This window comes from Brevibacillus sp. Leaf182 (assembly GCF_001423865.2).
Lineage (GTDB): Bacteria > Bacillota > Bacilli > Brevibacillales > Brevibacillaceae > Brevibacillus > Brevibacillus brevis_C.
On the sequence record NZ_LMPN02000018.1, the window covers coordinates 104307 to 127888 of the forward strand.

The following is a 23582-nucleotide window of genomic DNA, read 5'->3' on the forward strand; positions in this document are numbered from 1 at the left end:
CTACAGCAAAAAGACACGCCATCGTCGGTGACGTGTCTTTTTGCTGTGTACAAAAGAGCAAAGCTATGGCTGCGAAGTTGCATTTGTAGTGGCAGGTGCAGGTGCAGACGGTGTCGGAGCCTGGCCGTCATCTGAGAAAAACGGGATGATTACCAGACTGAGCACGAAAAATAAGATCCAGGCAATGCCTCTTCTGAATATGCATGGTGTCAGCATCGGGTAACCCCTTCCAATCATGCTGTTCTACTTACTATTCATACGCTTCCCTCCTTGATGCCCGTTTATGCTTTTTTTGGGCAAAAAAAAATAAAAGCCCCGCCAAAAGCTTGGCGAAGCTTATCCATTATTGTTTTTACCCCTGTTTTTGCAACGGCATCGAATACGTCTGTTCCTGGGTTGCTTTTTGTTTGAAAAATAGACATGCTGCCGCAAAAACAATGAGCAGCGATCCCATCAGCCAAAAGATCGTCCACGGCTCCCACACGTCCATCAGCAGACCATTCACATTCGGAGCCAAAATACTGGCGACACCAAAATTGACGCCCGCGATAATTCCTGCGGTAGGAACCATCGATGCTGGTAAAATATCTGCCGAAAAAGCCAAGCCTAGCGAGTAAAAGGAACCGACTGCCGCTCCTGCTATGGCCAACAACAGCATCATCAGCCATACGTTTTCACCTGCAAACGGGAACAGGAAGAAGGCCAATCCCCCTACAAGGGCACACACGAGCATGACCTGCTTGCGTCCTATACGGTCACTCAATGCCCCCAGCGGCATCTGCAAGATAATACTTCCCACAACAAACGACGGAAGGATCAAGGAAACCCATTCAACGGACAAGCCGGTACGCAAGGCATAAACGGGAAAACTGCCGTTGAGTGACGTCTCCATGAATCCGAACAAAAACGAAGGAATCAGTGCCAGCCAGGCAAGTCGCAAAACAAATGCATACTTGTTTTGCTTCTTTTCCGTTTGTTCAATCTGTGCAGGGAACTCATTTTTGATTCGGGATAATAATAAGAAGGCAATCAGATACAGAATGAGCAAGCCGCCAAAAGGTACCCAAATCCCCAAATGCAGCACGCTTAAGCCTAATGGACCAATACTAAAGCCCACGCCATATGCCAGCCCGTAAATGGAAAGATCGCGTCCACGATTCTCGGGAGCAGCAATCTTGGTCACCCACATCTGGCTGGCGTAATGTAATCCGCTATCGCCCACACCCATCAGTAAGCGTAATACGAACCAGACCGCCAAATGGCTAAACATCGGGATGAGTGCTGTTGCGATTGTCACCAACAGCAACCCCCATAATATCGTGGATCGGTATCCAATCCGCCGCAGTGGGATTTCCAAAAATGGATTGACCATGACCATCCCGATATACAAGGCAGCGGCGTTGAGTCCGTTCATCACGGATGATACACCTTGTTTTTCCAATAAAACCGTCAGCATCGGGATCGTCAAGCCTTGGCTTAACCCCGCAATACCAACAACCAAAATCAACACCCAAAAGGTGTAACGTGACTGTGACATGGTGTTGTTTCTCCTTCCTAGCTCCCTACTAAGCACTCTCTACGGAAGCACTCCCCTGTTGAAGCTGATACATTTTTTGATAAAGACCATTTTGCGCCATGAGTTCATCATGTGTACCTCGCTCCATGATTTCTCCCCGGGACAAAACAAGAATCTGGTCGGCGTGCTGAATCGTCGACAATCGATGTGCAATGATAAATGTCGTCCTACCTTTTGATAGTACATGCAACGCTTCCTGAATGGCTAGCTCTGTTTCGCTGTCAATGCTTGCCGTTGCTTCATCCAAGATCAGCATCGCAGGATCAGCAGCCAGTGCCCGGGCAAAAGAGATCAATTGGCGTTGGCCTGCGGATAGCGTCATGCCTCGCTCGACGACTGGTTCGTCATAACCACCCGGTAGCTTGGAAATGAATTCGTCAGCACGTACAGCTTTTGCAGCCCGCTTTACTTCTTCATCCGTAATCGTATCCTTGTACATACGAATATTGAATCCAATGCTTCCCGTAAACAAGAACGGGTCCTGCAAAACGAGTCCGACATGACTGCGCAATGAGTGCGTATCAATCTGTCTCATATCTTGGCCGTCGATTAAAATGCTCCCTTTCGTCACCGGATAGAACCCGAGCAGCAAATTCATCAAAGAGCTTTTTCCCGATCCGGTGTGTCCCACCAACGCAATCGTCTGACCAGGCTGCGCCGTAAAGGAGACGTTTTTCAAGACGTAATCGTCACCTTGATAAGCAAAAGATACGTTATCAAAAACAACCTCTCCACGCGGGCGCTCGATTTGTGCACCCGTTTCTTTCTTCTCCGTGGTCTCATCCATAATTTCGAAGACGCGCCCCGCCGAAATGGTCGCCTGCTGCATTTGTGATAACCGATTCATGATCATGTTGATCGGTTCGAAAAAACGGCCCATGTAATCGACAAAAGCAAAAAGCGCACCAAAGGAAATCGCGCTGTGGAAGGAGGTCGAGCCGTAATACCAGACGATCAGTGTCAAGGAAACTTTCCAAATCAAATCTACCGCTGGGCGCAAAAGCAAGGATTCCAGATTGATCTCTTTCATCCGCACCTTGAAGTAGTCTTCGTTTACATCAGCGAACTCCTTTTGTACACCCTTCTCCCGACGAAAAGCCTGCACGATCGTCATGTTCTGGATCATTTCATTGATCGTTGTGTTCATATCACCGAGCTTCGCGCGAATCACCGAATAGTAGCGAGAACTGTACTTTTGATACACGTAGACTAACAGTACGAGCACTGGCACAGTCAAAAAGCAGAAGAGGGCGAGCTCAGGCTGCAAGATGTAGAGCGCGATCAAGATTCCAATCAAATAAAGACCGTTTTGTACAAATGTGGCGAGCACACTTACATACAGCTCACGGATGGCTTCTGTATCATTGCTCACACGGGAGACGAGCGCACCTACTGGCGTTTTGTCAAAAAAGGCAACCGGGAGCTTCTGCAAATGGATAAACAGCTTCATCCGCATTTGCTGAATGATGCGCTGAGCGATCTTTTGCAGCCACAAAATCTGGACGTAATTGAATCCAGCAGAAAGCAAGATCAGTGCTCCATAACCTACGGACAGCCAGACAATGGGCAGGACATCCCCCTGATACATCGCCTTGACTTCCTCTGCGGTCAGCCGAATGCCTGTGGAGGTCATCTTTTGACCTGATTGCTCCTTCGTTGTTACCTCGAAGCGCTCCCTGCCGTTTTCTGGCGCAATCGGAGTGAATTGCTTCTGTGTGTTTGGATTCACCTTGCCTAAAACCAAGTAATAGGTCGTGCCTTCTGTCAGCACGCTTACTTCCTTTTGCTTGATACTGTCCAAAGCAAGACCCGTCTTTGCTGCAACATCTTCACGAATATAGTTCGTACCGTTCAGTGAGGCGACTTGCCCCGCTGCTTGTGGTGGCACTTCGTCCAGTTGATACCAAGGCTTTTGGATCGCCAGGATGTGATTATCAATCATGACCTTGGCTAAAAAAGGACCTGCCAACTCTGCACTCGTTCCCAGCAAGAGCAGGAACAGCGCCCCCAGTATTTGCTTTTGAAATGGCCTGGCGTACTCGGTCAAACGCCCCCATACATTTTCTTTGCTCATGAAACGCTTTCCCCCTCTCTCAACCAGCCACATCCTGTTCCATTTGCTGACGACGGTACTGCTCTGCATACCAGCCTTTGCGCTGCATCAGCTCGTCATGTGTCCCCCGTTCGACGATTTGCCCCTCATCCAGCACGAGAATCAGTTGGGCATGCTGAACGGCAGACAGACGATGAGCGGTAATAATCGTCGTTTTATCCGCGCGCTCCTGCCGCAGATGACGAAGGATGCTCTCCTCAGTCCGGGCGTCAACAGCCGATAACGAATCATCGAGAATCAGGATACCCGCATCCATCAAAAGAGCGCGTGCTATGGAAATGCGCTGTTTTTGCCCCCCTGAGAGGGTGACCCCCTTCTCTCCAACCATGGTTTGCAATCCATCTCTGAATTGCTCCATATCTCTCTTCATCTCCGCAAGCTCCAACGCATGCTTCACTTCCTCGGTCGTCGCTTGTGGTTTCCCGAATGCAACATTTTCGACAATCGTCCGTGAGAACAGCAGATGCTCCTGAGGCACGTAGCCGATTTTTTCCCGCAGCGTATCGAATGCGAGTCCTTCGATCGGGATGCCCCCGATAAACAGAGCTTGTTCCTTCATCTGATATTGATGCAATAAGGCACGGCATAGCGTCGACTTACCACTTCCTGTCCGTCCGACAATCCCAAGCGTCTCTCCTTCGCCCAAACGAAACGAGATGTCGGTGAGTGCCGGCTTGTCAGTGCCCGGATACGTAAAAGAAAAATGGCGTGCTTCTACAGTATTGGCGATTTGGCTCGTGACCGGATTCGCTGCCTCCGTCACATCTGGCTGCTCCACCATTAGTTCTGTGAAACGCTTGTGGGAAGCACCACCGCGTTGCAACACATTGACCAGCCACCCAAAAGCGAACATCGGCCAAATTAAAAGACCCAAGTATAAATTGAACGCAACCAAATCCCCTAAGGAGATGGCGCTGGTGAACACCAAATACGTCCCATAGCCCAGCCCGATCAAAAAGCTGAAGCCAATAATAATCCCGATCGTCGGCTCGAACAGGGCGTCGATCCGCGAAACACTCACATTTCGCTCCAACGTTTTTTCACTGACCCGGCGATACGCCTCGATATCGGCCTTTTCCTGTACAAACGCTCTCAATACCCGAACGCCTGACACAGATTGTTGGACATGATCATTCATCTCTCCGAATGCTTCCTGCGCCAAGTAAAAGCGCTCATGCAGCAACCTTCCATAGTACGCCGTTGACCAAGCCAAAAACGGCATCGGGATCAGCGCAGCCAGCGTCAGCTTCCAATCAATCGCGGTCACCATGACGCCCAGCGTTAACACGGTCATGAACAGCGCATCGACAAGCGTAAGCACCCCTGTACTGGCCGTTTGTTCAATGGCAGGAATGTCGTTGGTAGCGACGGCCATCAGATCGCCACTGCGTTTGCGATGAAAAAACGACGGGGTCATTCTCGTCAAATGGGCAAACAGTCGCTCACGCAACGTCCTCTCCAGTATCAAAGCTCCTCCATTTAACAAGTACCGCCAGAGAAACCGCAATCCATACAAGCTAACACCCAAAATGAGCAAGATGACCACTGTTAGCGTCAAGTCAGCGTCCGTCAGGGAACTGTTGCGAATCGAATCTACCGTGTCGCCAATTAATTTCGGCGGCCAAAGCATGAGCACATCGATGATAAACAGCACAGCGATTCCAATGACGTACCGTTTCCAATAGGCACGGAAAAACCAAGATAATTGCCGAAGTGTCTGCATGTATTTCACCTCTATTTTTTTCAAGCCTAACAGCACGACTAAAAAAGGGCTTGCGAATCACACGCAGCCCTCTTGATCTGTCTTCACCATCGTAATTTACAGAATTTTCATTGTCAATCGAAGTATACAGTTCAATCTAAGATTTTTTATCGGTTTTCCAGTCGAGCCATTCTTCTTTTAGCAGGCTGTAAGTGGCATGATCCACGTAATGATCGTAAAGAAATTCATTCCTACGCAGTATCCCTTCCAGTTGAAACCCTAATCGTTCCGGAATCGATCTGCTCTTAAAGTTTTCCGTAGCAGCCTGAATCGTTACTTTTTCCAAATCCCATGACCCGAAGATCAATACGTCCAAGTAAGTCGCCACTGCTTCTGTCATCAAGCCCTTGCCCTGAAATTGCGCACCCAGCCAATAGCCAATGGACGTCTTTTTGTTAATCCAATCCACCGTATGTACACCGACTGTACCAGCCAGACGTCCTTGGTACCAAATACCGTAGTTGATGCCGCGATTATCGTTGTACTGGTTGATTGTCGCTTGGATGAATTGGCGCGAATCCTCTACCTTCTTCGTATAATTCAGCCACGGCAGCCATTCCATAAGGTTCTCCCGGTTCGAATCCGTAAGCAAAAATAACTCCTCAGCATCAGCTAATTCCAATTGTTTCAAGTACGTATCTTCATTGATGGCTATCCGTTGAACCGGTTGCATACGAATCTCCCCTTTTCTTGGCTATTTTACTGGAAAACACCAAAATGAGCAAAAAGCGCCCGCCAGTAACAACAGGGCGAACGCTTAAAATAGTTCTTTTATTTTTTGCTATTGCCGATCTCTTCTGGTTTGAAAATGCCTGTCTCCGTGACGATCGCTGTAATGTACTTCGCAGGCGTTACATCGAACGCAGGATTGTACACCTTGATATCGTCTGGAGCTACCTGTTTGCCCAAGCCATGGGTAATTTCCTCGGCTGGACGCTCTTCAATCGGAATATCTGCGCCTGTCGCTGTCTCCAGATCAACAGAGGACAACGGAGCTGCCACGTAAAAAGGAATGCCGTGAGCTTTTGCCAATACCGCTACCCCATAGGTACCGATCTTGTTGGCGACATCGCCATTCGCTGCTACGCGGTCTGTACCCACGATGACAGCCTCTATTTTCCCTTGGGACATAACCATCGCGGCCATGTTGTCGCAGATCAGCGTCACATCAATCCCTGCTTGCTGCAATTCAAATGCAGTGAGACGAGCGCCTTGCAGGACAGGACGGGTTTCGTCCGCGTACACCTTCAGGTTCCAGCCGCGTTCCTTTGCCAAATAAAAGGGAGCGGTAGCCGTACCGTACGCTGCTGTAGCCAATGCCCCTGGATTACAGTGCGTGAGAATTCCCATACCGTCATGCAACAGTGTGAGCAGATGCTCTCCGATCGTCCGGCATACTTCAGCGTCTTCCTTTTGAATCGCCAGTGCTTCATCAAGCACTGCCGTCTTCAAATCTGCAATCGACCCACCGCTTTCTTTTTCAACACGAGCTTTGATGCGATCCAATGCCCAGAACAGATTCACGGCTGTCGGACGGGAAGAGCCCAGGTAGTCTGCCTGCCGGTTCAGTTCCTGCCAAAACTCGTCGTAGTTACTCGCTTCACTGTCACGAATCCCAAGGTAGAGTCCGTAAGCCGCCGCCATGCCAATCGCTGGTGCGCCACGCACTTCCAAACGACGGATGGAACCCCATACTTGCTCGGAGGTAGTCAAGTTCAAATAGATCGTTTCTACTGGCAGACGCGTCTGGTCAAGCAAGACCAATGCGTCATTCTCCCACTTAACAGGTGCCAATTGGGTGCTGGTTGTCATACTGTAGTAGCCTCCTGATAGTAACGTTCGGTCACAGTGCGTACGATGTCCGTGATATCTGTCGATTCGTCTATGTTGCCGCGACCAAGAATCAGCGCTTCTCCAATCGAGAGAGCCAGACGCTCTGCTTCTGCGCGAGTCCGGTCGTCTTCAATGGCATTCAGGTCCGCTACACCTGCCAAGCCGATGACACGACGCAAGATTTTGCATCCGGCATAGCCTGCTGTATCCTGAATCAAGCGCTTCACGTAGCTTTGCCACAGTCCTTCGACATGGGCGCTGCGCTCTTTGGCGTGCTTGTGCCAGAGCTGAACGAATTGCGAAACGAATTCATTCCAGACATCCTCGACCGTTTCCAGTAAGTATTCGCGGTACGCTTCCCGTTCTCCTTGATCTTTTTGCAGACCGTGCTGTCCTGCGTAGTTGAGCAGCAGATTGGCTATAATCGCCCCAATGTCAAAGCCGATTGGGCCGTAGTAAGCGAACTCTGGATCGATTGCCTTCAGGCTGTTTTCCGTGATGAAAATACTTCCGGTATGCAAGTCACCATGCAGCAGCGCTTCTGCGCGCGTAAGGAAATCGTATTTCAGCTTGGCGATTTCCAGCTTCAGCGGCCTGTTGCTCCAGATCGCCTCGACTTCGCGGCGGATCAACGGGTTGAAGTCGTTGGTAGGCGCATTTTCATATGGATCGGTAAAGACGAGGTCTTCTGTGATTTTGCATAATTCTGGATTTATGAATGTTCCGACTAGCGCTTTTTTATCGTATGGATGTGCGCCCAGATCGGATGTGAAAAACAACGTTTGCGCGAGAAAACGGCCAATTTGCTTTGCGAATAGTGGGTACCGCTTTCCTTCGATCAGACCTTTACGCATGATGATGTGGTCCCCGACGTTTTCCATGACAGTCAACGCAAGCTCCCCGTCGAAGTGATACACCTGCGGCACCAAGTCTGGAACGTATTTGTGCTGAATGCGGAGTGCCTCGCTCTCGATGCGAGCCCGATCAATCGTAAGCGGCCAGGATTCTCCCACGACGCGGGCAAAAGGCAGTGCTTGCTTGACAATGACGCTCTTACCGGTTGCCGGCTCCTGAATGTCAAAAACCAGATTGAGGTTGCCATCCCCGATTTCGCGGCTGGTCAGCTCGGCTCCTTCGCTAAAAAGACCCGGTATTCCTTTTACGTACTCCACTGCTTCCTGTTCAGTCAATGCGCGATATGCCATGATTCCAAAACTCCCCTCTACGTATTTTTCCTCTATCTCTACTTGTTTTGTTTGAGTACCTGGAGCAATAAAAAGACCTCTTTTCCCGAAGAAAAGAGGTCGCTGTCGTCACGTGTAAGAACCGTGTTGATGTCCCCCTTATCTTCCAGACCACTTTTGTTTCTGCAGGAATTAGCACCGTGCATGTCGCCTGTCAATCAGTCGCTTCCTCGCGTCTGAATGGCGTCATGTCGGTTGCCGGGTATCATCGGGCCAGTCCCTCCACCTTCTCTGGATAAGGTATCCAAAACGTATTCGGTTTTTGATTTAGTTTGAATCATACAACCAACGCTTCCACGATGTCAACACCCTTTTGTGCAAAAATTCGCACCTTGCTATCAGTAGCTGTATTGTGTTCCGGATGCCGCAGGTCGCTCCCAATTCCACCAGTCTACCTTGCCAAGAAACGCTGCTGTTATCGACTTTTCGGACTTGAGCTTCAGTAGTTCTTTCGTAGGTCCAGTGAGGACGGCTCCGTAGATTCGCACTCCGTTTTGCTGCATGTAGTTGTATCGCTCTGCTATCTGTAGATCTCTGCCAAAGAGTAAGGATTTTCCGATATCGCGAGCCAGTTCTTCTTGCTCTGACAAATACCTCATCTCCTCCAGATAGTTTGCGATTACCTTGTCCCCATCCCCTTTTTCATATGCACCACCGTAATCCATTTCCCGCTGGGCAAATCCCCATACTTCCCCGGAACCAAACAGCACATCTCCGGCATCACTTTCAGCTTGCTTGAGCTCTACTCCTGTATCTACCGCAAACCAAACTGTATCTTGTCCAGAAGAGGTAACATGGCGGGTAACCAGTTTATAGTACTCGTCATACGTCAAAAAGTGATCAAAAGAAATCGCAAGCTGCGAAACGGTACCCTCGGGCAGCTTCTCCATCGTCGTCCAGGCAGCCGAAGTGAGAGACATGGTATCCTCCGTTTCCCCCTCTGTCGGATAACGGAAAAACAGCTTTTGCTCCCTGACCCCGTCCGTCCATTGCGGCTTGGCTTTCACGTTCCATAGCACATTCGTACTCTCAAATCGGCCCGCGTTCTTTTCTTCTCCCCCAACCCGCTCGCGTAGCTCCATGCTGATGTTTCCGTACAGCAATCCGACCTGTGAACCACTACTCCCCACTCTCACACCTGGTTGAGTAAAATTGACCATCGACTTCGCAACGCGGAACAGATCTTCATGCATCAGTGACCCAACCCAGCCATTCAGAATCAGCAACACAACTCCGGCCAAAAAGGGAAGCCCTATGGTGAATCCTGCGTTGGACAACCGATTTTTCCATTTCCCCCGTCGAACAATCGCACGCTGTTTTTCAGCCGACAGTGTTTCAGGCTGTTTTGTTTTCACGTTGTCCTCTCTCGTTTCTTCCCCCAACAAAAGCCTCTCCAACCGCTGTGCGTATTCCTCGTCAGCGGCTATTTCCTCCTCGAATTGTTTTGAATCTTCTCCCGCCATTTCCCCACGCAAATAAGCAAGCAGTCTTTGCTCGCGATCATCCTTGTTCATCACCGGTTTTCCTCCCTCCACAACTGCCGCATCTTTTGTCGCCCCCGAAACAAGGAACGCTTGACGTCTGCCAGCTCGATTCCGAGTACCTCTGCCATTTCCGCGTAGGAAAACTGCATGGCAAACAACAAAATGACCTGTCTCTGCTTTTCCGGAAGTTGCTCCAAATAGTCATGGGCCACTTCCCACAGCTCTTTGTTCACGACATGCTCTGCCGGATCAACCACCGAATGATCACGTCGCTCTGGCAAGGCTTCCACAAAGGCGAATCGTTGTTTCGTCTTCTTGCGATAACCGTCCACGAAAGCGTGATAGGCCACCTTGAACAGCCAGGGCCGTACTTTTTCCCCACGGTAGTCGTCCAAGGAAGAGAAGGCGCGACAAAAGGTTTCCTGTGTCAAATCCTCTGCCAGTCTCTCATCTCGTGTCAGCCGGAAAAGATAGCGGTAAATATCGTTTACATGCAGCTGGTACACATCCTCCAGACCTACTTTCCCAAGCCGTTCACACCCCTTCCTCCCTTACCACGAAAGAATTGCCAAAAAGTTTCACCTTCGTCTTATTTTTCTAATAATCCGCTGCACATTCTCTGCAAAAACAAAGATTGACTCCTGACAATGAACGTCATATCATGGGGGAAACGAATAACTCTTATCGCGAGCTGGCTGAGGGACTGGCCCTATGATGCCCGGCAACCGGCGCTATACCATGAATCGTACGCTGATGATGCGTACCTTGGATAGCGAAACGGTGCTAATTCCAACGGATAAGAGTCGAGATCGAGCTTTTTTGGCTCCTCTCGGCTACTGACCCGAGAGATGAGACGAGACGCTTTCCTAGTCGACAACCGCCTCCCCGCTCAATGGGGAGGCTTTTTTAATTTATACAAGGAGGATTAGACGTACCATGAGTGAACAACGTATCCTCGTCACCTATCTCACACAAGCAAAAGACTTGAACAAGAAAGCGCAGGCCATTGCTGTCGGCATGACAGTCGGTTCCTGGACGGACCTGCCGCTTGCCAAGCAAGCTGAGTTAGCGCCGTATCTTGGTGAAGCCGTGAGCGCGACACCACTTGAGACACTGGAAAACGGAGAAACACGCGGTTTGATTACCGTCAGCTATCCGACTCGTAATTTTACAGCAGACATTCCATCCTTGTTGACCGGAATATTCGGCAAACTATCGATGGACGGCAAGATCAAGCTCGTCGACATCGCTTTTCCTGACTCGTTCCTTCAGGCTTTTCCTGGACCGAAGTTCGGCATTGACGGTCTGCGCGAACGTTTAGCAGCACATAACCGACCGCTCTTGATGAGCATTTTCAAATCGTGCCTGGGCCTTCCTTTCGACGACCTGAAAACGCAATTCCGGGCACAAGCCTTGGGCGGAGTCGATCTGGTGAAAGATGACGAAATCTTCTTTGCAGATGACCGTGCTCCTTTTATCGAAAGGATCAAAGCGTTCAAGCAGATCGCTCAGGAGACCGAAGCCGAAACAGGCAAGCCCGTCCTCTATGCAGCCAACCTGACTGGACCTGTACATGAGCTGAACGAAAAAGCGAAACGTGCGGTAGATGCGGGTGCTGACTGCCTCTTGTTCAATGTGCTGGCCTTTGGCTTCGATGCCCTGCACCGTTTGGCAGCCGATCCTGATGTACACGTACCGATCATGGCGCATCCAGCATTGGCAGGCGCTTACTATCCATCACCCGACTACGGTATCGCCACCCCGCTTCTGCTCGGAACGTTGATGCGTGTAGCTGGGGCAGATTTGGTGCTCTTCCCATCTCCATATGGCAATGTCGCCTTGGACAAAACAGAAGCGTTGCAGCTCGCCAAGCATTTGACTGACCCGCTGAATGGTGTACGCCGTTCCTTCCCGGTTCCATCTGCCGGTATTCATCCGGGACTGGTTCCACAGCTTTATAAAGACTTCGGTCTGGATCAAATCGTCAATGCAGGAGGCGGAATCCACGGTCATCCCGGTGGAGCAACCGCAGGAGCAAAAGCATTCGTTGCTGCGATTGAGGCAGTCACCGCTAACCGAACACTGGAAGAAGCCGCCGCTGATTCACAAGAACTGGCGATCGCCCTAGAAAAGTGGGGTGGCGCACGATGAGCAAGAAGCTCGTCCTGTTCTGCGATTTCGACGGAACGATTACCGAAAAAGACAACATTGTAGCGATTGTCCGCAAGTTTGCTCCCCCTGAGTGGGAAGCCTTGACGGAGCAAATCCTTTCGCAAAAAATAAGCGTTCAGGAAGGAGTTGGCAAGCTGTTCCAACTCTTGCCCTCTTCCTTGCGCCAGGACATTATCGATTTTATTGTCCATGAAGCGACGATTCGCCTGGGATTTGCTGAATTCGTGAGCTATTGTCGCGAAGAAGGCATCGAGCTGTTGATCACGAGTGGCGGCATCGACTTTTTCCTGGAGCCTATCCTGGCACCTTTTGATCTCTCCGATGTACCGATTTACTGCAATGGAAGTGATTTCAGCGGAGAGCGCATCACCATTACGTGGCCAAACGCTTGCGATGAACATTGCACGAACGGCTGCGGCATGTGCAAGACGACAATCATCCGCCGTTACGATCCAGCAACCCATTTCCGCATCGTCATCGGCGACTCTATCACGGATTTGGCTGGAGCCAAAATCGCTGACTATGTGATTGCCCGTTCCTTCCTCGCTGAAAAGGCGGAAGAGCTGCAATTGCCGCATAGCAAGTTTGCCACATTCCACGACGTGATTCGCATTTTACAGCAAGTCCAACAGGAGGTTGTCTAATTCATGACCGCAACACTCGAACAACGTCTGGATGCCTTTCGCCGTCTGGATGACGCCAAGCTGACATTTGCCCGCCGGGACTGGTTTCCCGGCACCAGTGGCAATCTCTCGATTAAGATACAAAACGATCCCTTGCAATTTGCCGTAACGGCAAGCGGTAAAGACAAAACCAAGCTGTCCCCTGAAGATTATCTGGTCGTGGATCAAGACTCGCGTCCGGTGGATGAAACTACGCTCAAGCCTTCCGCGGAAACGCTCATCCACGCCGTCGTCTACAAATCGTTCCCGAAGGCCGGTGCTTGCTTCCACGTCCATACCGTATGGAACAACCTCATTTCCGAGCTGTACTTTGGACAACGCGCTTTCTCCATTCAAGGACAAGAGCTGATCAAGGGACTCGGAATCTGGGAAGAAAACGCACGCATTACTGTTCCGATTGTTGAGAACTTTGCCGATATTCCGACCTTATCCGCCGAAATTGAAAAAGTGATCACACCAGAGGTTCCCGGCGTACTCATCCGTAACCACGGTATCTACACATGGGGCGGCAATGACTTCGAGGCCAAGCGCCACCTGGAGGCTTTTGAATTCCTATTCGAGTATCACGCCCGCTGGCTGCAATTGCGCCAAGCAGTCGTGTCCACTACAACCACCAATTAAGGAGGAATAAACGATGGCACAAATTCGTTTTCACGACAACAATGAGTACATCTCAGCACCCGAGGAAGTTGTCTCCTTCCTGGACACTCAAGAGATCATTTACGAAAAATGGGGCGTGGATCGCCTTGATCCGAAGCACCGTGATAACTACAGCCCGACTGACGAGGAAAAACAAGAGATTCTCGACACCTTCAAGCCGGAAATCGATGCGATCAGCCAACGTCGCGGTTATTTGACAGCGGACATTATCGTCCTCTCTGACAAAACGCCTAACCTCGACGAGCTGCTGGTGAAATTCAAGGGCGAGCATCACCACACCGACGATGAGTGCCGCTTTTGCGTTGATGGTCACGGCATTTTCGCCATCAAAGGCAAAGATGGTCGCTACTTCGACGTCGAGCTGGAGCCAGGCGATCTGATCTCCGTACCACCGAACTACCGCCACTACTTCACTCTGATGGACGACCGCAAAATCAAGGCGATTCGCCTGTTCGTCACTCCTGCAGGCTGGGAAGCGATCTATTAATAACGAACCCCTTGGCATTTACTGATTGCCAGGGGGTTTTGTCTTTCTGCCTTCACTTTACGACACCATTTCCCTTAATCGATACATCAGACTTGATTTCAAATGTGGCATTGGAAAAAGCCTTCGTCCAATCATCCTCTACCTTTTTGTATTCCTTATATTCATAAGCACGCGCATAGAGACCAAACCCAAACGGGTCTGTACCGGTTTCCTGGCATTTCTTGATTAACTTCATGTAATCCTTCTGCAACTCGTCACTGATCATTCGCTCCATCTTTTTGTAGTCCTTTTCCATGTCGTACGGAAACATGCGCTCCGATATGGAAATTCGCAACCTGAAATGAACGTCAAAATGAAACCGACCGTTTTGATAGGATGTTTTTACTTTTTTTTGAACCCCCTTGATAAAAAAGCTGATCCTGTCTTTCGTAATTTGTTTTTGATCGTTCGGCTCTTTAATCGGGATGGTGATAGACAATTCCCCTTGTTTTTCATGGATCAGCGTTTGCAAAAGAATCGTATCCCGCGGTTCTATCGAGCCTACATACGTTCCATTTTTTTTTAACAAAGCTGTCCCCACTACCTTGACCGCCCGCTTTTCTTTCTTCAACTCAGTCAAGCTAGGTGTCATCCCTTTTTCATACATTTGTCGATGGAGCTCCTGGGCCCTCGTCTTTACTGTCAGATTTCTTTTATTGGCTGTGTCAATCAGCGTTGTTACATGAATGGCTAGACGAGGCTTGTCCTTTGGTTTAAAATCAAACAACTCATGCAACGGACCATCAAGCATAGCCACGCGGGCGTTGACACTGAATTTTGCATCCCGAAAAACGACATCCAGCAGCCGAAACCAGTCCGGGTGAGCCAGCAGCTTTTTCCCCATCACAAGCACCTGAATTTTGCCTGCTTGGGTCAAGCCTGTCACTCGCTCATCAAAACCCATTCTCGACTCTCTAATGGTAGATGACCGGATACCGTATTCCTCAGATTTTTCCTTCGCCTCCCGATTGAACACCGGGCTTGAGATATAAAAGAGAAGCTCATTTTTTTCGTTCAAATCAATTCCGACCATCAGTGATAAAGTGGTATCCTCCAAATTGATCTGATCCCTGCAACCTGTCAACATCGTTACCAGCAAGCTCAATAACAGAATCTGAGCAAATGCCCTCATGCTTTTTCCCCCCTTTCTGCTCGTTTCGATAGCCTGATCGGCCCCCAAGCCAGTAGAGGAAGCGCATAAGCAAAGCCTAAGCCTGCATAGCTCCAAATTTGTATCGATTTCTTCAGATCAATAAAGGATGGCGTATAAAACAATAGCACCACTGGAACCAGAAGAAGGAACAGGCGCAAATGCTTGCGGTGATCCTTCATGCCGAATAACTGACTGGATGAAAAGACACAGAAATAGATGTACGGCAATGCAGTCGTTGACAATATAAACATATAAGTAGAGAGAAAAAGAATATCGACACGTTCTAAAAAGCGGAACTCAATGGCTTTCCATAAATTGAGCGTAGGCCATGTATACTGCGTGATTTCATCGGGGCTAAAGTATGCAAAGCAAACGACAACGACAGACAGATACACGAACAACGTCAATGTATTCGCAATGACAATGCCAAGAGGCGCATATTGCTTTTTTTGAAGAAAAGGGTAGGCAAAATAACCAAACTCAAATCCAAGAAAGGAGAGTACGGTGGATTTGCTCGCTTCCCATATCGGGTGCCAGCCCTCCTTGATCACTGGCAGCAAGTTTAACCAATGAACCTCTCGATAAGCCGTCGTGAGAACAAAAGGTATCCAAAGCGTAAGATAGAATACGAGCTCGGCGTACCTTCCTATGGCGCGAACCCCTCCCTGGAGAACAAAATAAGTCGGCAGCGTAAAAAGGAACACGACGACATAGGCGGGTGTTTGAGACAGGAGCCAAACATTAATGATTCCCGTGGCATTTATCAGCAAAACGAACGCTGCAACCCCGCAATAAATGAACATGAAAACAATAGCGATACGACCGAGCCACTTGCCCAGGATCAATGGGAAGATATCGATGATCGTCTTCTCCGGGTACTGCTTCATCATGTTCGTGATGACGAGACTGACTAGCGTTGCCGCAAGCCATCCGATCAAAAGCGATATCCAACCATCGGTACTCGCCTTCTCCGCCAATTCTCTGGGGATCGTCAATACGCCGATCCCTACTTGTGCCCCATGAATGAGGAGAATGTACTGGAGGATGCTCAATTGGTTGTACGTATACTTTTTCATCACCCGTCCTCCCTTGGCCGATTATCGCCTTGTCTTTCCTCTTCAATCGTATGGGCTGACAGGGGACGCTCTTTCATTTTCCATAGTGGCAGGCGGATAAACAAATCTTTCCAATCACCGAAGCGCACAGGAGCAAGAGGGCCTCCATAAGGAACGCCTAATGATTCCAGCGTAATCAAATGGCCAATCAGTGCCATTAATCCCACAATAATTCCAACGAACCCAAACATCGCAGCGAGGATCATCATTAAAAAACGAATAAGCCTGACTGCCGAGGCCATATCGTAGTTCGGAATAATAAAGGATGAGATCGCTGTAAATGCAACGACGATCACCATAATATTGCTCACAATCCCTGCTTGCACAACCGCTTGACCAATCACGATACCTCCCACGATACCCACAGTTTGTCCAATAGGAGCCGGCAAGCGAATACCCGATTCCCGGAGCATTTCCAGTGTGAGCTCCATAATAAATGCCTCTAACAAGGGTGGGAATGGAACCCTTTCGCGGGACTCTCCGACTGACAAAATCAAATCGAGTGGGATCACCTCATAATTGAAAGAAATCAACGCAATATAAATCGCAGGTAAAAAAGTAGCAATCAAAAAAGCTAAATATCGAAGCAAGCGAATAAACGTGGCGACAGGCCAGCGAGTACCATAATCATCCACACTTTGAAAAAAGGAAGCGAAAGTAGCCGGTCCGATTAATACGCTTGGAGAGCGATCGACAACGACAGCAATCTTCCCTTGCAAGATGTGAGAGGCAACTGTGTCGGGCCGCTCTGAGGTCAAAAACTGCGGAAACAGCGAGTAAGGATTATCCTCGATATACTCCTCCAGTTCAGACGCATTGAGAATCGAGTCAACCTTGATCATCTTGAGCCGATCTTCCATCTCCTGTAATACTTCCGGATTCGCCACATCAGCCAAGTACATGATTGATAGCTTTGTAAGGCCTCGTTCTCCCAACCACATTTCTTTTATTTTTAATTCACGGTTGGGGATATAGCGGCGAATGAGGGCAATGTTCTGCGCGTCCGTTTCGACAAAACCTTGGTGTCCTCCCTTAAGCGCAGCCTCCAACTGCGGATCTTCTATCGCCCGTTGCGGCCATCCATTCGTTTCGATCACAAGAACTTCTTTTCGACCCTCGATAAATAAAAGACTGCTCCCAAGCAAAATCTCGGTTTCTACTTTCCGAAAGTCGTAGGCAACGGATACCTTCCCGACAGATAACAGGTCAAAAAGAGTCGATTTCTCACCCTCTGGGTGTGACAAAAGTGGACGAAGCACATTATTATTAATCGAATTTTTGTCAACCAAGCCATTCAAGTAGACGAGTGTAACCATGCCCTCTATATGCTGGCACGCAAACGTTCGAATGACCAAATCGGGAGTCAGCGTAAAAATCGCATTCAGCTCCGCAAGGTTATCACTTAATCGCTCACTGATTTCCCGGACACGGATAGGCTCACTCGAGTAGCTCATCCTGTCTTTGACAGATGTCTTTTTTCTTCTCAGCCACCCTCTCATCGCCATCTCCTACAGCTCCCGCCCTTTTACGAAGTATGTTTCCATTAGCGTTCGTGAGAGCTTCCCAAAATATGCATGCGACTTGGCACATTCTGCCGCTGAATCGAATAAATCCCAACACCCTGCAAATACTGTTGGGAGTACGAGATTACTTTGGCGGGGAAATCATGAAAAACGGATTATCTTTTACACAAATCGTCGTCATGCTGCTTTTAACCAACGGATTGATGAACCATGTCATCGTCATTCCGATGATGCTAGATTCGGCCAAAAGAGACTCCTGGATCTCGGTTTTGTTAGCTGGGCTGCTTTACTTGTTGTGGACTGGTTTACTCTATTCGGTCTATAAAAAAACAGAGAATGAGCATCTGTTCCAGTGGATGAAACAGACTTATGGCTTCCCTCTGTATTTTGTTTTGGCACTACTGACATGTATCTACTGCTTCGCAATCGCCACCATGACGATGACCGATACAATTACCTGGATCAATTTATCGTTTGCTCCAGAAACACCTCTGGGGGTAAATACGATTTTGTTTGCAGTCCTGTGTCTCGTAAATGCCCTGTTTGGAATCCGCTCTATCGCCATTACCTCATCTGTCCTTTTGCCATTCGTCGTGCTTTTAGGATTTTTCGTCATGTCTACCAACTTTCCAAACAAGGATTACAGTCTTCTCCTCCCCATCATGGAAAATGGGATGCCCCCTGTTTTAAAAGGAATGATGTATGCGGGCACTGGCTTTGTCGAGCTGCTCCTCTTTTTATTTTTGAAACACCATCTACAATCCAAAGTGCCGTACTATCAACTATTCATCCTGGCGTTTGTCATGATTGGCCTTACATTCGGGCCAACCCTAGGGGCAATCGTAGAATTCGGTCCTGATAAAGCCGGAAAATTGCGCTATCCTGCCTATGAAGAATGGCGACTCGCCAATATCGGCCTGTATATCGAGCATCTCGATTTCCTGAGTATATACCAATGGTTTAGCGGTGCCTTTACGCGAATTTCTCTATCGCTTTTGCTCATTGTAGAGATCCTGATGATTCCTTATGGCAAGAAACGGATTTGGTGGTTGATCGGGCTCTTTTTCTTCTCTTCTGCCCTCTCCCTCTATCCGATGAGTGCGATTCAATATTACAGCCTTTTATCGAAACAGATTATGCCTAGTCTTTTGGTATTGGCCCTGTCTCTTTCCGTCGTTTTCGCTCTCTTGACAGCCTTCGCCCCTAGGAGGAAACAACATGAAGAATCGTAGGTTTGCCAAGGTCAAAGGGTATACGCCAGCATCAGATGTTAAAGAATTGCCCTCGATTTCTGTACAGGCGTTTCAAGATTTGTTTGAAGACTGTAATGACGTATGCATAGATACACACACGCTGGTCCCAGGACGCTCTCCCACTCGTGTGCATTTTATCTACGCCGACTGCATTTGCGATTTAGATCACATCAGTGAGTACTTGATGCCGCAGCTCATTCAGCTTTTTGTCAACGAAGACATTCTCCATGCAGAAGAGTTATTTGAGAAACGGCTCTTTTTCATGAATGAGCTGGCGCAGCCGACGAATGTCGATTGGATATGCAGGCACGTTTTTTCCGGAAATTTATTGCTGGTGTTTGAAGACTTTCAAGCAGTCTATTATGTGGAGACTGGCAATCCTCCCAGGCGCGAACCCGAGGAAACGAATACGGACGCCTCGATTAGCGGCCCCCGAGATGGCTTTACAGAAGAAATAAATACGAATCTGGGACTCATCCGCAAAAGGCTGCGGACGCATCAATTGAAATTCGTCCCGTATATCATCGGCAGCCACACGCATACGCGTGTTGGTTTGTTATATTTGCAGGACCAAATCGATCCGCCGTTGTTGAAAGAAATTCAAGACAGAATGAACGCTCTTGATAGCAAAGGCATCATTAGCGGTATGCAAGTAGAAGAAAGATTATCTCGATCACCCTTTACTCTTTTGCCTGAGTTTCAATACACGGGAAGACCCGATTATGTGGTGAATGCCCTGTTAAAGGGACGATTTGCTGTTTTGGTCGATGGCTCTCCCATTTCGCTTATTGGTCCTGTAAACTTTTTCATGCTGCTAAACGCTGCTGAAGATAACAGCTCCTCTGTTTTTTCCGTCGTATTTGTTCGGATTCTACGACTCGCCTGTGTCATCATCGCCCTTTTTTTACCCGGCTTTTGGGTAGGACTCATTACATATCATCAGGAACAGCTTCCCTATACACTCATTGCTACCATCGTCAAATCAAGACAAGGTGTTCCATTGCCGGCTGCCTTGGAGGTTTTGCTCATGGTGCTCTTGTTTGATCTATTCAAAGAGGCTGGTTTGCGCCTTCCTCTGTCCATCGGTCAAACACTATCTGTTGTAGGAGGCCTGATCGTCGGACAGGCAGCGATATCGGCTGGATTAACCTCCACAGGGAGTCTTGTCATTGTCGCGCTTTCCGTAATGGCTACCTTTACGTTATCCAATCAGCATATCGTCTCGTCGGTCACACTGTTTCGGTTCGGGATATTGCTCTTATGCTCGCTTCTTGGGATGTTTGGCTTCATGATGTCGCTTCTCGCAATGGTTCTGTTCTTTTCCAACATGCGCTCTTTTGGCGTGTACTATTTGTCTCCACTTGCCCCGACCTCTTGGCCTGACTTGTATAAAACGCTGTTCCGCACACCATGGCGTAAAGTGGAGAAAAGTCCTGAGTTTCTGCATAATCATAAAAAAAGGAAGGGCTCCTGACATGGCTCACATCCGCGCAATAGCTGTCCTCCTCCTCCTTCCGCTCCTGCTAAGTGGCTGCTGGAACGCGCGTGAAATTGAGAATCTGCTTTATGTCAATGCACTTGGGGTCGATTATGTGGACAATAAGTTCGAGGTATATGCCCAAATATTGAGCTTCTCTACCATCGCCAAACAAGAAGCGGGAGGAGAGCGGTCTGCCAGTGGGGTCGCCATTGCAAAAGGAAGCGGCGATTCTTTTGTGAGCGCCCTCTTTAGTCTCTATCCCACAAATCAGGAGCAAATGACTTGGAGTCATATTCGCTCTCTGGTTCTCAGTGAACAAGTACTGAAACACCAGCATCTCGATCAGGTCATCGATGAGCTTGATCGGTTTTACGAATTTCGTTACACAATCTGGACGTATGCGACCAAAGATCCACTGATGGATATTCTTACGCCCAAGCAAGTATTCAACCAGCCTGTCATTTACTCGCAATTGTCCAATCCACAGGATCTTCACAAGCAAAACTCCGTGATATACCCGATGAAGCTGTTTCAATTTGTCAGTAAAAGAGATGAGCCCAACAAGGTCGTCTATTTGCCAATGCTCTCTATCAACAGAAAGACCTGGACAGAGGACAACAAACCTTTACCCCAGCTTAAAACAACGGGTGCCTGCATGCTGCAAAACAAGGAGGTCAAGGGATGCTGGCCGCGCTCTGAACTGCTCGGATTGCGCTGGTTAGACGAACATACCAACCGATCGTTACTGACCGTAAAAAAAGGCAAGCAACCTCTCGCAAACCTCGTCCTGCAAAAACCAAAAGTAAAGATACAGCCGCTGTTGCGAGACAATCAAGTCACGTTTCAGATTGATGTGGAGCTGCTAGGTTTCATGCCACAATACCAGCACATAAGCCCCGTTCGGGAAATCGAAAAAGAAGCCGCGAAAAAAATTGAAGAGGAGATTCGAGGGCTGTACGAAAAAGGTCGGGAGCAGCAGATGGACACGCTTCAGCTCGGTCACACCCTTTATCGGAAATATCCGCAAGAATGGAAACGAATGCAGCAAAATGGAGCACTACCGCTTCAGCATTCTTCTCTGGGAGCGGTGAACGTCAAAGTGACAATTCACGATGGCGGGATTTCGAAGGTGAAGCAAGTGCGTTAAATACGAAAGGAGCAAAGCGTTGAGCTTTGCTCCTTTTTCCGTTTACTATTTCGAACTACACCACATACGCTCCCGCTTCGATTACGCGGTCTGCAATTGAACGTTTCAGTGCTACCGTGTTGATCGGCGTGCGGCGGGTCAGCTTTTTCAGGATCGAGAGGCGCAGACGAAGCTCGTCGCCCTCTTCCATTGCCGCCAATGCTTCTTTTGCCCAGCCTTCGATACGGTCGAATGCCTCATGCACATAGACAGCGGTCATTTCCAGCTTTTGCTGCTCGGCTTCGAGGCCATTTGCCGCCATTGCTTTCTCTGTCCGCTTCACGATGCTGTCCATTGCATACAGCTCGATTAGCATGTCAGCCGCGAATGCCAAGAGTTCCTGTTCTTTTGACATCGCTTGTTGGTATTTCATCATCGCAGAACCAGCCACCATCAAAATGATTTTGCGCGTGATGTTGATCAGATGCTTCTCCATAGCCAAAGGTGCATCTTCAATTTCTTCTGGATAATAGCTCATCAACTCTGCTTGCAGGCTGCTTGCTGCTTGCAGGAGCGGCAGTTCGCCTTTCATCGCCTTTTTCACGAGCGTATCCGGGATGAGCATGCGGTTGATTTCGTTCGTTCCTTCGAAAATGCGGTTAATCCGCGAGTCACGGTACATGTTTTCGATCTCATACTCGGACATAAAGCCATATCCACCATGGATTTGCACGCCTTCGTCCACGCAGTAATCCAGAACCTCAGTGGCAAATACTTTATTGATCGAGCATTCGATTGCATAATCAGCAATCGCTTTCGCAACTTCCGCGCCATCGTCTGCTTTTTCACCCAAGCGAGTCAGCGCTGTATCGAACAGACCCACTGTCCGATAGACGGAGCTTTCAGCCGCATACGTTTTCACTGCCATGTTCGCCAGTTTGTTTTTGATTAACGTAAAGTTGGCAATTGGCGTTTTGAACTGCTTACGCTCTTTTGCGTAGTTCGTCGCGATTTCCACCGCTTTTTTCGAGGAGCCGACTGCGCCTACCGCGAGCTTGTAACGACCTACGTTCAAGATGTTGAACGCGATCACGTGACCTCTTCCAGGCTCACCGAGCAAATTGTCTACCGGCACAGGTACATCTTGCAAAATGACCGTGCGTGTCGAGGAGCATTTGATCCCCATCTTCTTCTCTTCCGGTCCAAACGAAACACCTGGGAATGTGCGCTCGACGATAAAGGCAGTAAATTTCTCGCCATCAATTTTCGCGTATACGATAAATACATCAGCAAAGCCAGCGTTAGTGATCCATTGCTTCTCTCCGTTGAGAATATAGTGCGTGCCATCTGCGGAGAGAGTCGCTGTCGTTTTCGCACCCAGCGCATCCGAGCCAGAGCCTGGCTCTGTCAGGCAGTAGGCAGCGATTCGTTTTCCAGACGCCAGATCAGGCAGGTAGCGCTGTTTTTGCTCCTCGTTTCCAAAGTACACAATCGGCAGTGAACCGATACCGACATGGGCGCCGTAGCTGAGCGCAAAGCCACGAGCCAGCGAGAACTTCTCTGTTACGAGTGCCGTGCTGACTTTATCCAGCCCCAGCCCCTCGTATTTCTCCGGAACGTCTCCAGCCAACAGACCGAGCTCCCCTGCTTCCTTCAGCAGACGAACTGAAATATCAAATTGGTGGCTTTCAAGCTCTTCCAGATGAGGACGAACTTCATTGTTGACGAAATCCTCCGTCGTTTTGGCAATCATCTTTTGCTCTTCCGTGTATTCTTCTGGCACGAATACATCATCAACTGAACCTGCATCGATCAAAAAGCTTCCACCGCGGATCAAATCTTTTGTTTCTGCCATTACTATCCCTCTCCTTATATGAAA

The 23582-nt window shown here is 48.9% G+C and carries 20 protein-coding genes and 2 riboswitches; of the genes, 8 read left to right on the forward strand and 12 right to left on the reverse strand.

Annotation, left to right across the window (positions count from 1 at the left end):
- The first annotated feature begins 40 nt into the window (after window positions 1-40).
- Window positions 41-223 (forward strand): hypothetical protein, encoded by a 183-nt coding sequence (locus ASG16_RS30670; RefSeq protein ID WP_056491972.1) that lies wholly within the window; start codon window positions 41-43, stop codon window positions 221-223.
- 129 nt (window positions 224-352) lie between these two features.
- Here ASG16_RS30670 and ASG16_RS08285 read toward each other — a convergent pair whose 3' ends face one another.
- From ASG16_RS08285 to ASG16_RS08320, 8 genes are all read right to left on the reverse strand, one after another.
- A complete protein-coding gene (locus ASG16_RS08285) occupies window positions 353-1537 on the reverse strand; it encodes an MFS transporter (protein ID WP_056491975.1) in 1185 nt (394 codons plus the stop codon).
- A 28-nt stretch (window positions 1538-1565) separates the two neighbouring features.
- Window positions 1566-3650: an ABC transporter ATP-binding protein gene (locus tag ASG16_RS08290; protein ID WP_056491978.1), complete on the reverse strand. Its 2085-nt coding sequence runs from the start codon at window positions 3648-3650 to the stop codon at window positions 1566-1568.
- A gap of 19 nt (window positions 3651-3669) precedes the next feature.
- Window positions 3670-5412 carry an ABC transporter ATP-binding protein gene (locus ASG16_RS08295; RefSeq protein ID WP_056492412.1) on the reverse strand — a complete coding sequence of 581 codons (1743 nt, stop codon included), beginning with the start codon at window positions 5410-5412 and terminating at the stop codon, window positions 3670-3672.
- 136 nt (window positions 5413-5548) lie between these two features.
- Window positions 5549-6124 (reverse strand): GNAT family N-acetyltransferase, encoded by a 576-nt coding sequence (locus tag ASG16_RS08300; protein ID WP_056491981.1) that lies wholly within the window; start codon window positions 6122-6124, stop codon window positions 5549-5551.
- Window positions 6125-6222: 98 nt separating this feature from the next.
- On the reverse strand, window positions 6223-7263 hold the full coding sequence (gene mtnA / locus ASG16_RS08305) for an S-methyl-5-thioribose-1-phosphate isomerase (protein WP_056491984.1): 1041 nt from the start codon (window positions 7261-7263) through the stop codon (window positions 6223-6225).
- Window positions 7260-8489, reverse strand: a complete 1230-nt coding sequence (mtnK, locus tag ASG16_RS08310) for an S-methyl-5-thioribose kinase (protein WP_056491987.1) — start codon at window positions 8487-8489, stop codon at window positions 7260-7262. Before mtnK ends, mtnA begins: the two co-directional genes overlap by 4 nt.
- Before the next feature lie 135 nt (window positions 8490-8624).
- Window positions 8625-8770, reverse strand: a riboswitch (SAM riboswitch).
- A gap of 96 nt (window positions 8771-8866) precedes the next feature.
- Complete coding sequence (locus tag ASG16_RS08315) at window positions 8867-10042, reverse strand: anti-sigma factor (RefSeq protein ID WP_056491990.1); 1176 nt, start codon at window positions 10040-10042, stop codon at window positions 8867-8869.
- A complete protein-coding gene (locus tag ASG16_RS08320; protein ID WP_056491992.1) occupies window positions 10042-10518 on the reverse strand; it encodes a sigma-70 family RNA polymerase sigma factor in 477 nt (158 codons plus the stop codon). The genes ASG16_RS08315 and ASG16_RS08320 overlap by 1 nt, the downstream gene beginning before the upstream one ends.
- A 172-nt stretch (window positions 10519-10690) precedes the next feature.
- Window positions 10691-10867: riboswitch (SAM riboswitch) on the forward strand.
- An 81-nt stretch (window positions 10868-10948) separates the two neighbouring features.
- On the opposite strand from ASG16_RS08320, the gene ASG16_RS08325 reads away from it, so the two are divergent.
- The 4 genes from ASG16_RS08325 to mtnD are packed head-to-tail and all read left to right on the forward strand — an operon-like array spanning window position 10949 to window position 14014.
- Entirely contained in the window at window positions 10949-12163 is a 1215-nt protein-coding gene (locus ASG16_RS08325; protein ID WP_056491994.1) for a 2,3-diketo-5-methylthiopentyl-1-phosphate enolase, read from the forward strand.
- Window positions 12160-12828, forward strand: coding sequence for a 2-hydroxy-3-keto-5-methylthiopentenyl-1-phosphate phosphatase (locus tag ASG16_RS08330; RefSeq protein WP_056491997.1), 669 nt, complete (start codon window positions 12160-12162; stop codon window positions 12826-12828). The genes ASG16_RS08325 and ASG16_RS08330 overlap by 4 nt, the downstream gene beginning before the upstream one ends.
- Window positions 12829-12831: 3 nt before the next feature.
- Window positions 12832-13488 carry a methylthioribulose 1-phosphate dehydratase gene (locus ASG16_RS08335; RefSeq protein WP_056492000.1) on the forward strand — a complete coding sequence of 219 codons (657 nt, stop codon included), beginning with the start codon at window positions 12832-12834 and terminating at the stop codon, window positions 13486-13488.
- Window positions 13489-13501: 13 nt separating this feature from the next.
- Window positions 13502-14014 carry an acireductone dioxygenase gene (gene mtnD, locus ASG16_RS08340; protein WP_015893125.1) on the forward strand — a complete coding sequence of 171 codons (513 nt, stop codon included), beginning with the start codon at window positions 13502-13504 and terminating at the stop codon, window positions 14012-14014.
- Window positions 14015-14066: 52 nt separating this feature from the next.
- Here the strand turns inward: mtnD and ASG16_RS08345 are convergent, their stop codons facing one another.
- From ASG16_RS08345 to ASG16_RS08355, 3 genes are read right to left on the reverse strand one after another with little or no spacing between them, the layout of a single operon-like run.
- Complete coding sequence (locus ASG16_RS08345) at window positions 14067-15185, reverse strand: Ger(x)C family spore germination protein (RefSeq protein WP_056492003.1); 1119 nt, start codon at window positions 15183-15185, stop codon at window positions 14067-14069.
- Complete coding sequence (locus tag ASG16_RS08350) at window positions 15182-16282, reverse strand: GerAB/ArcD/ProY family transporter (RefSeq protein ID WP_056492006.1); 1101 nt, start codon at window positions 16280-16282, stop codon at window positions 15182-15184. Before ASG16_RS08350 ends, ASG16_RS08345 begins: the two co-directional genes overlap by 4 nt.
- The gene (locus ASG16_RS08355) at window positions 16282-17826 is read right to left on the reverse strand and encodes a spore germination protein (RefSeq protein WP_056492009.1); all 1545 of its coding nucleotides are present in this window, start codon (window positions 17824-17826) and stop codon (window positions 16282-16284) included. The genes ASG16_RS08350 and ASG16_RS08355 overlap by 1 nt, the downstream gene beginning before the upstream one ends.
- A gap of 65 nt (window positions 17827-17891) precedes the next feature.
- Between ASG16_RS08355 and ASG16_RS08360 the strand changes: the two genes are divergently transcribed.
- From ASG16_RS08360 to ASG16_RS08370, 3 genes are read left to right on the forward strand one after another with little or no spacing between them, the layout of a single operon-like run.
- Window positions 17892-19076: an endospore germination permease gene (locus ASG16_RS08360; protein WP_082517263.1), complete on the forward strand. Its 1185-nt coding sequence runs from the start codon at window positions 17892-17894 to the stop codon at window positions 19074-19076.
- Window positions 19063-20571 (forward strand): spore germination protein, encoded by a 1509-nt coding sequence (locus ASG16_RS08365; protein WP_056492012.1) that lies wholly within the window; start codon window positions 19063-19065, stop codon window positions 20569-20571. The genes ASG16_RS08360 and ASG16_RS08365 overlap by 14 nt, the downstream gene beginning before the upstream one ends.
- A gap of 1 nt (window position 20572) precedes the next feature.
- Window positions 20573-21724, forward strand: coding sequence for a Ger(x)C family spore germination protein (locus tag ASG16_RS08370; protein ID WP_056492015.1), 1152 nt, complete (start codon window positions 20573-20575; stop codon window positions 21722-21724).
- Window positions 21725-21779: 55 nt separating this feature from the next.
- Here ASG16_RS08370 and ASG16_RS08375 read toward each other — a convergent pair whose 3' ends face one another.
- Window positions 21780-23558, reverse strand: coding sequence for an acyl-CoA dehydrogenase FadE (locus tag ASG16_RS08375; RefSeq protein ID WP_056492018.1), 1779 nt, complete (start codon window positions 23556-23558; stop codon window positions 21780-21782).
- Between the last annotated feature and the right edge of the window lie 24 nt (window positions 23559-23582).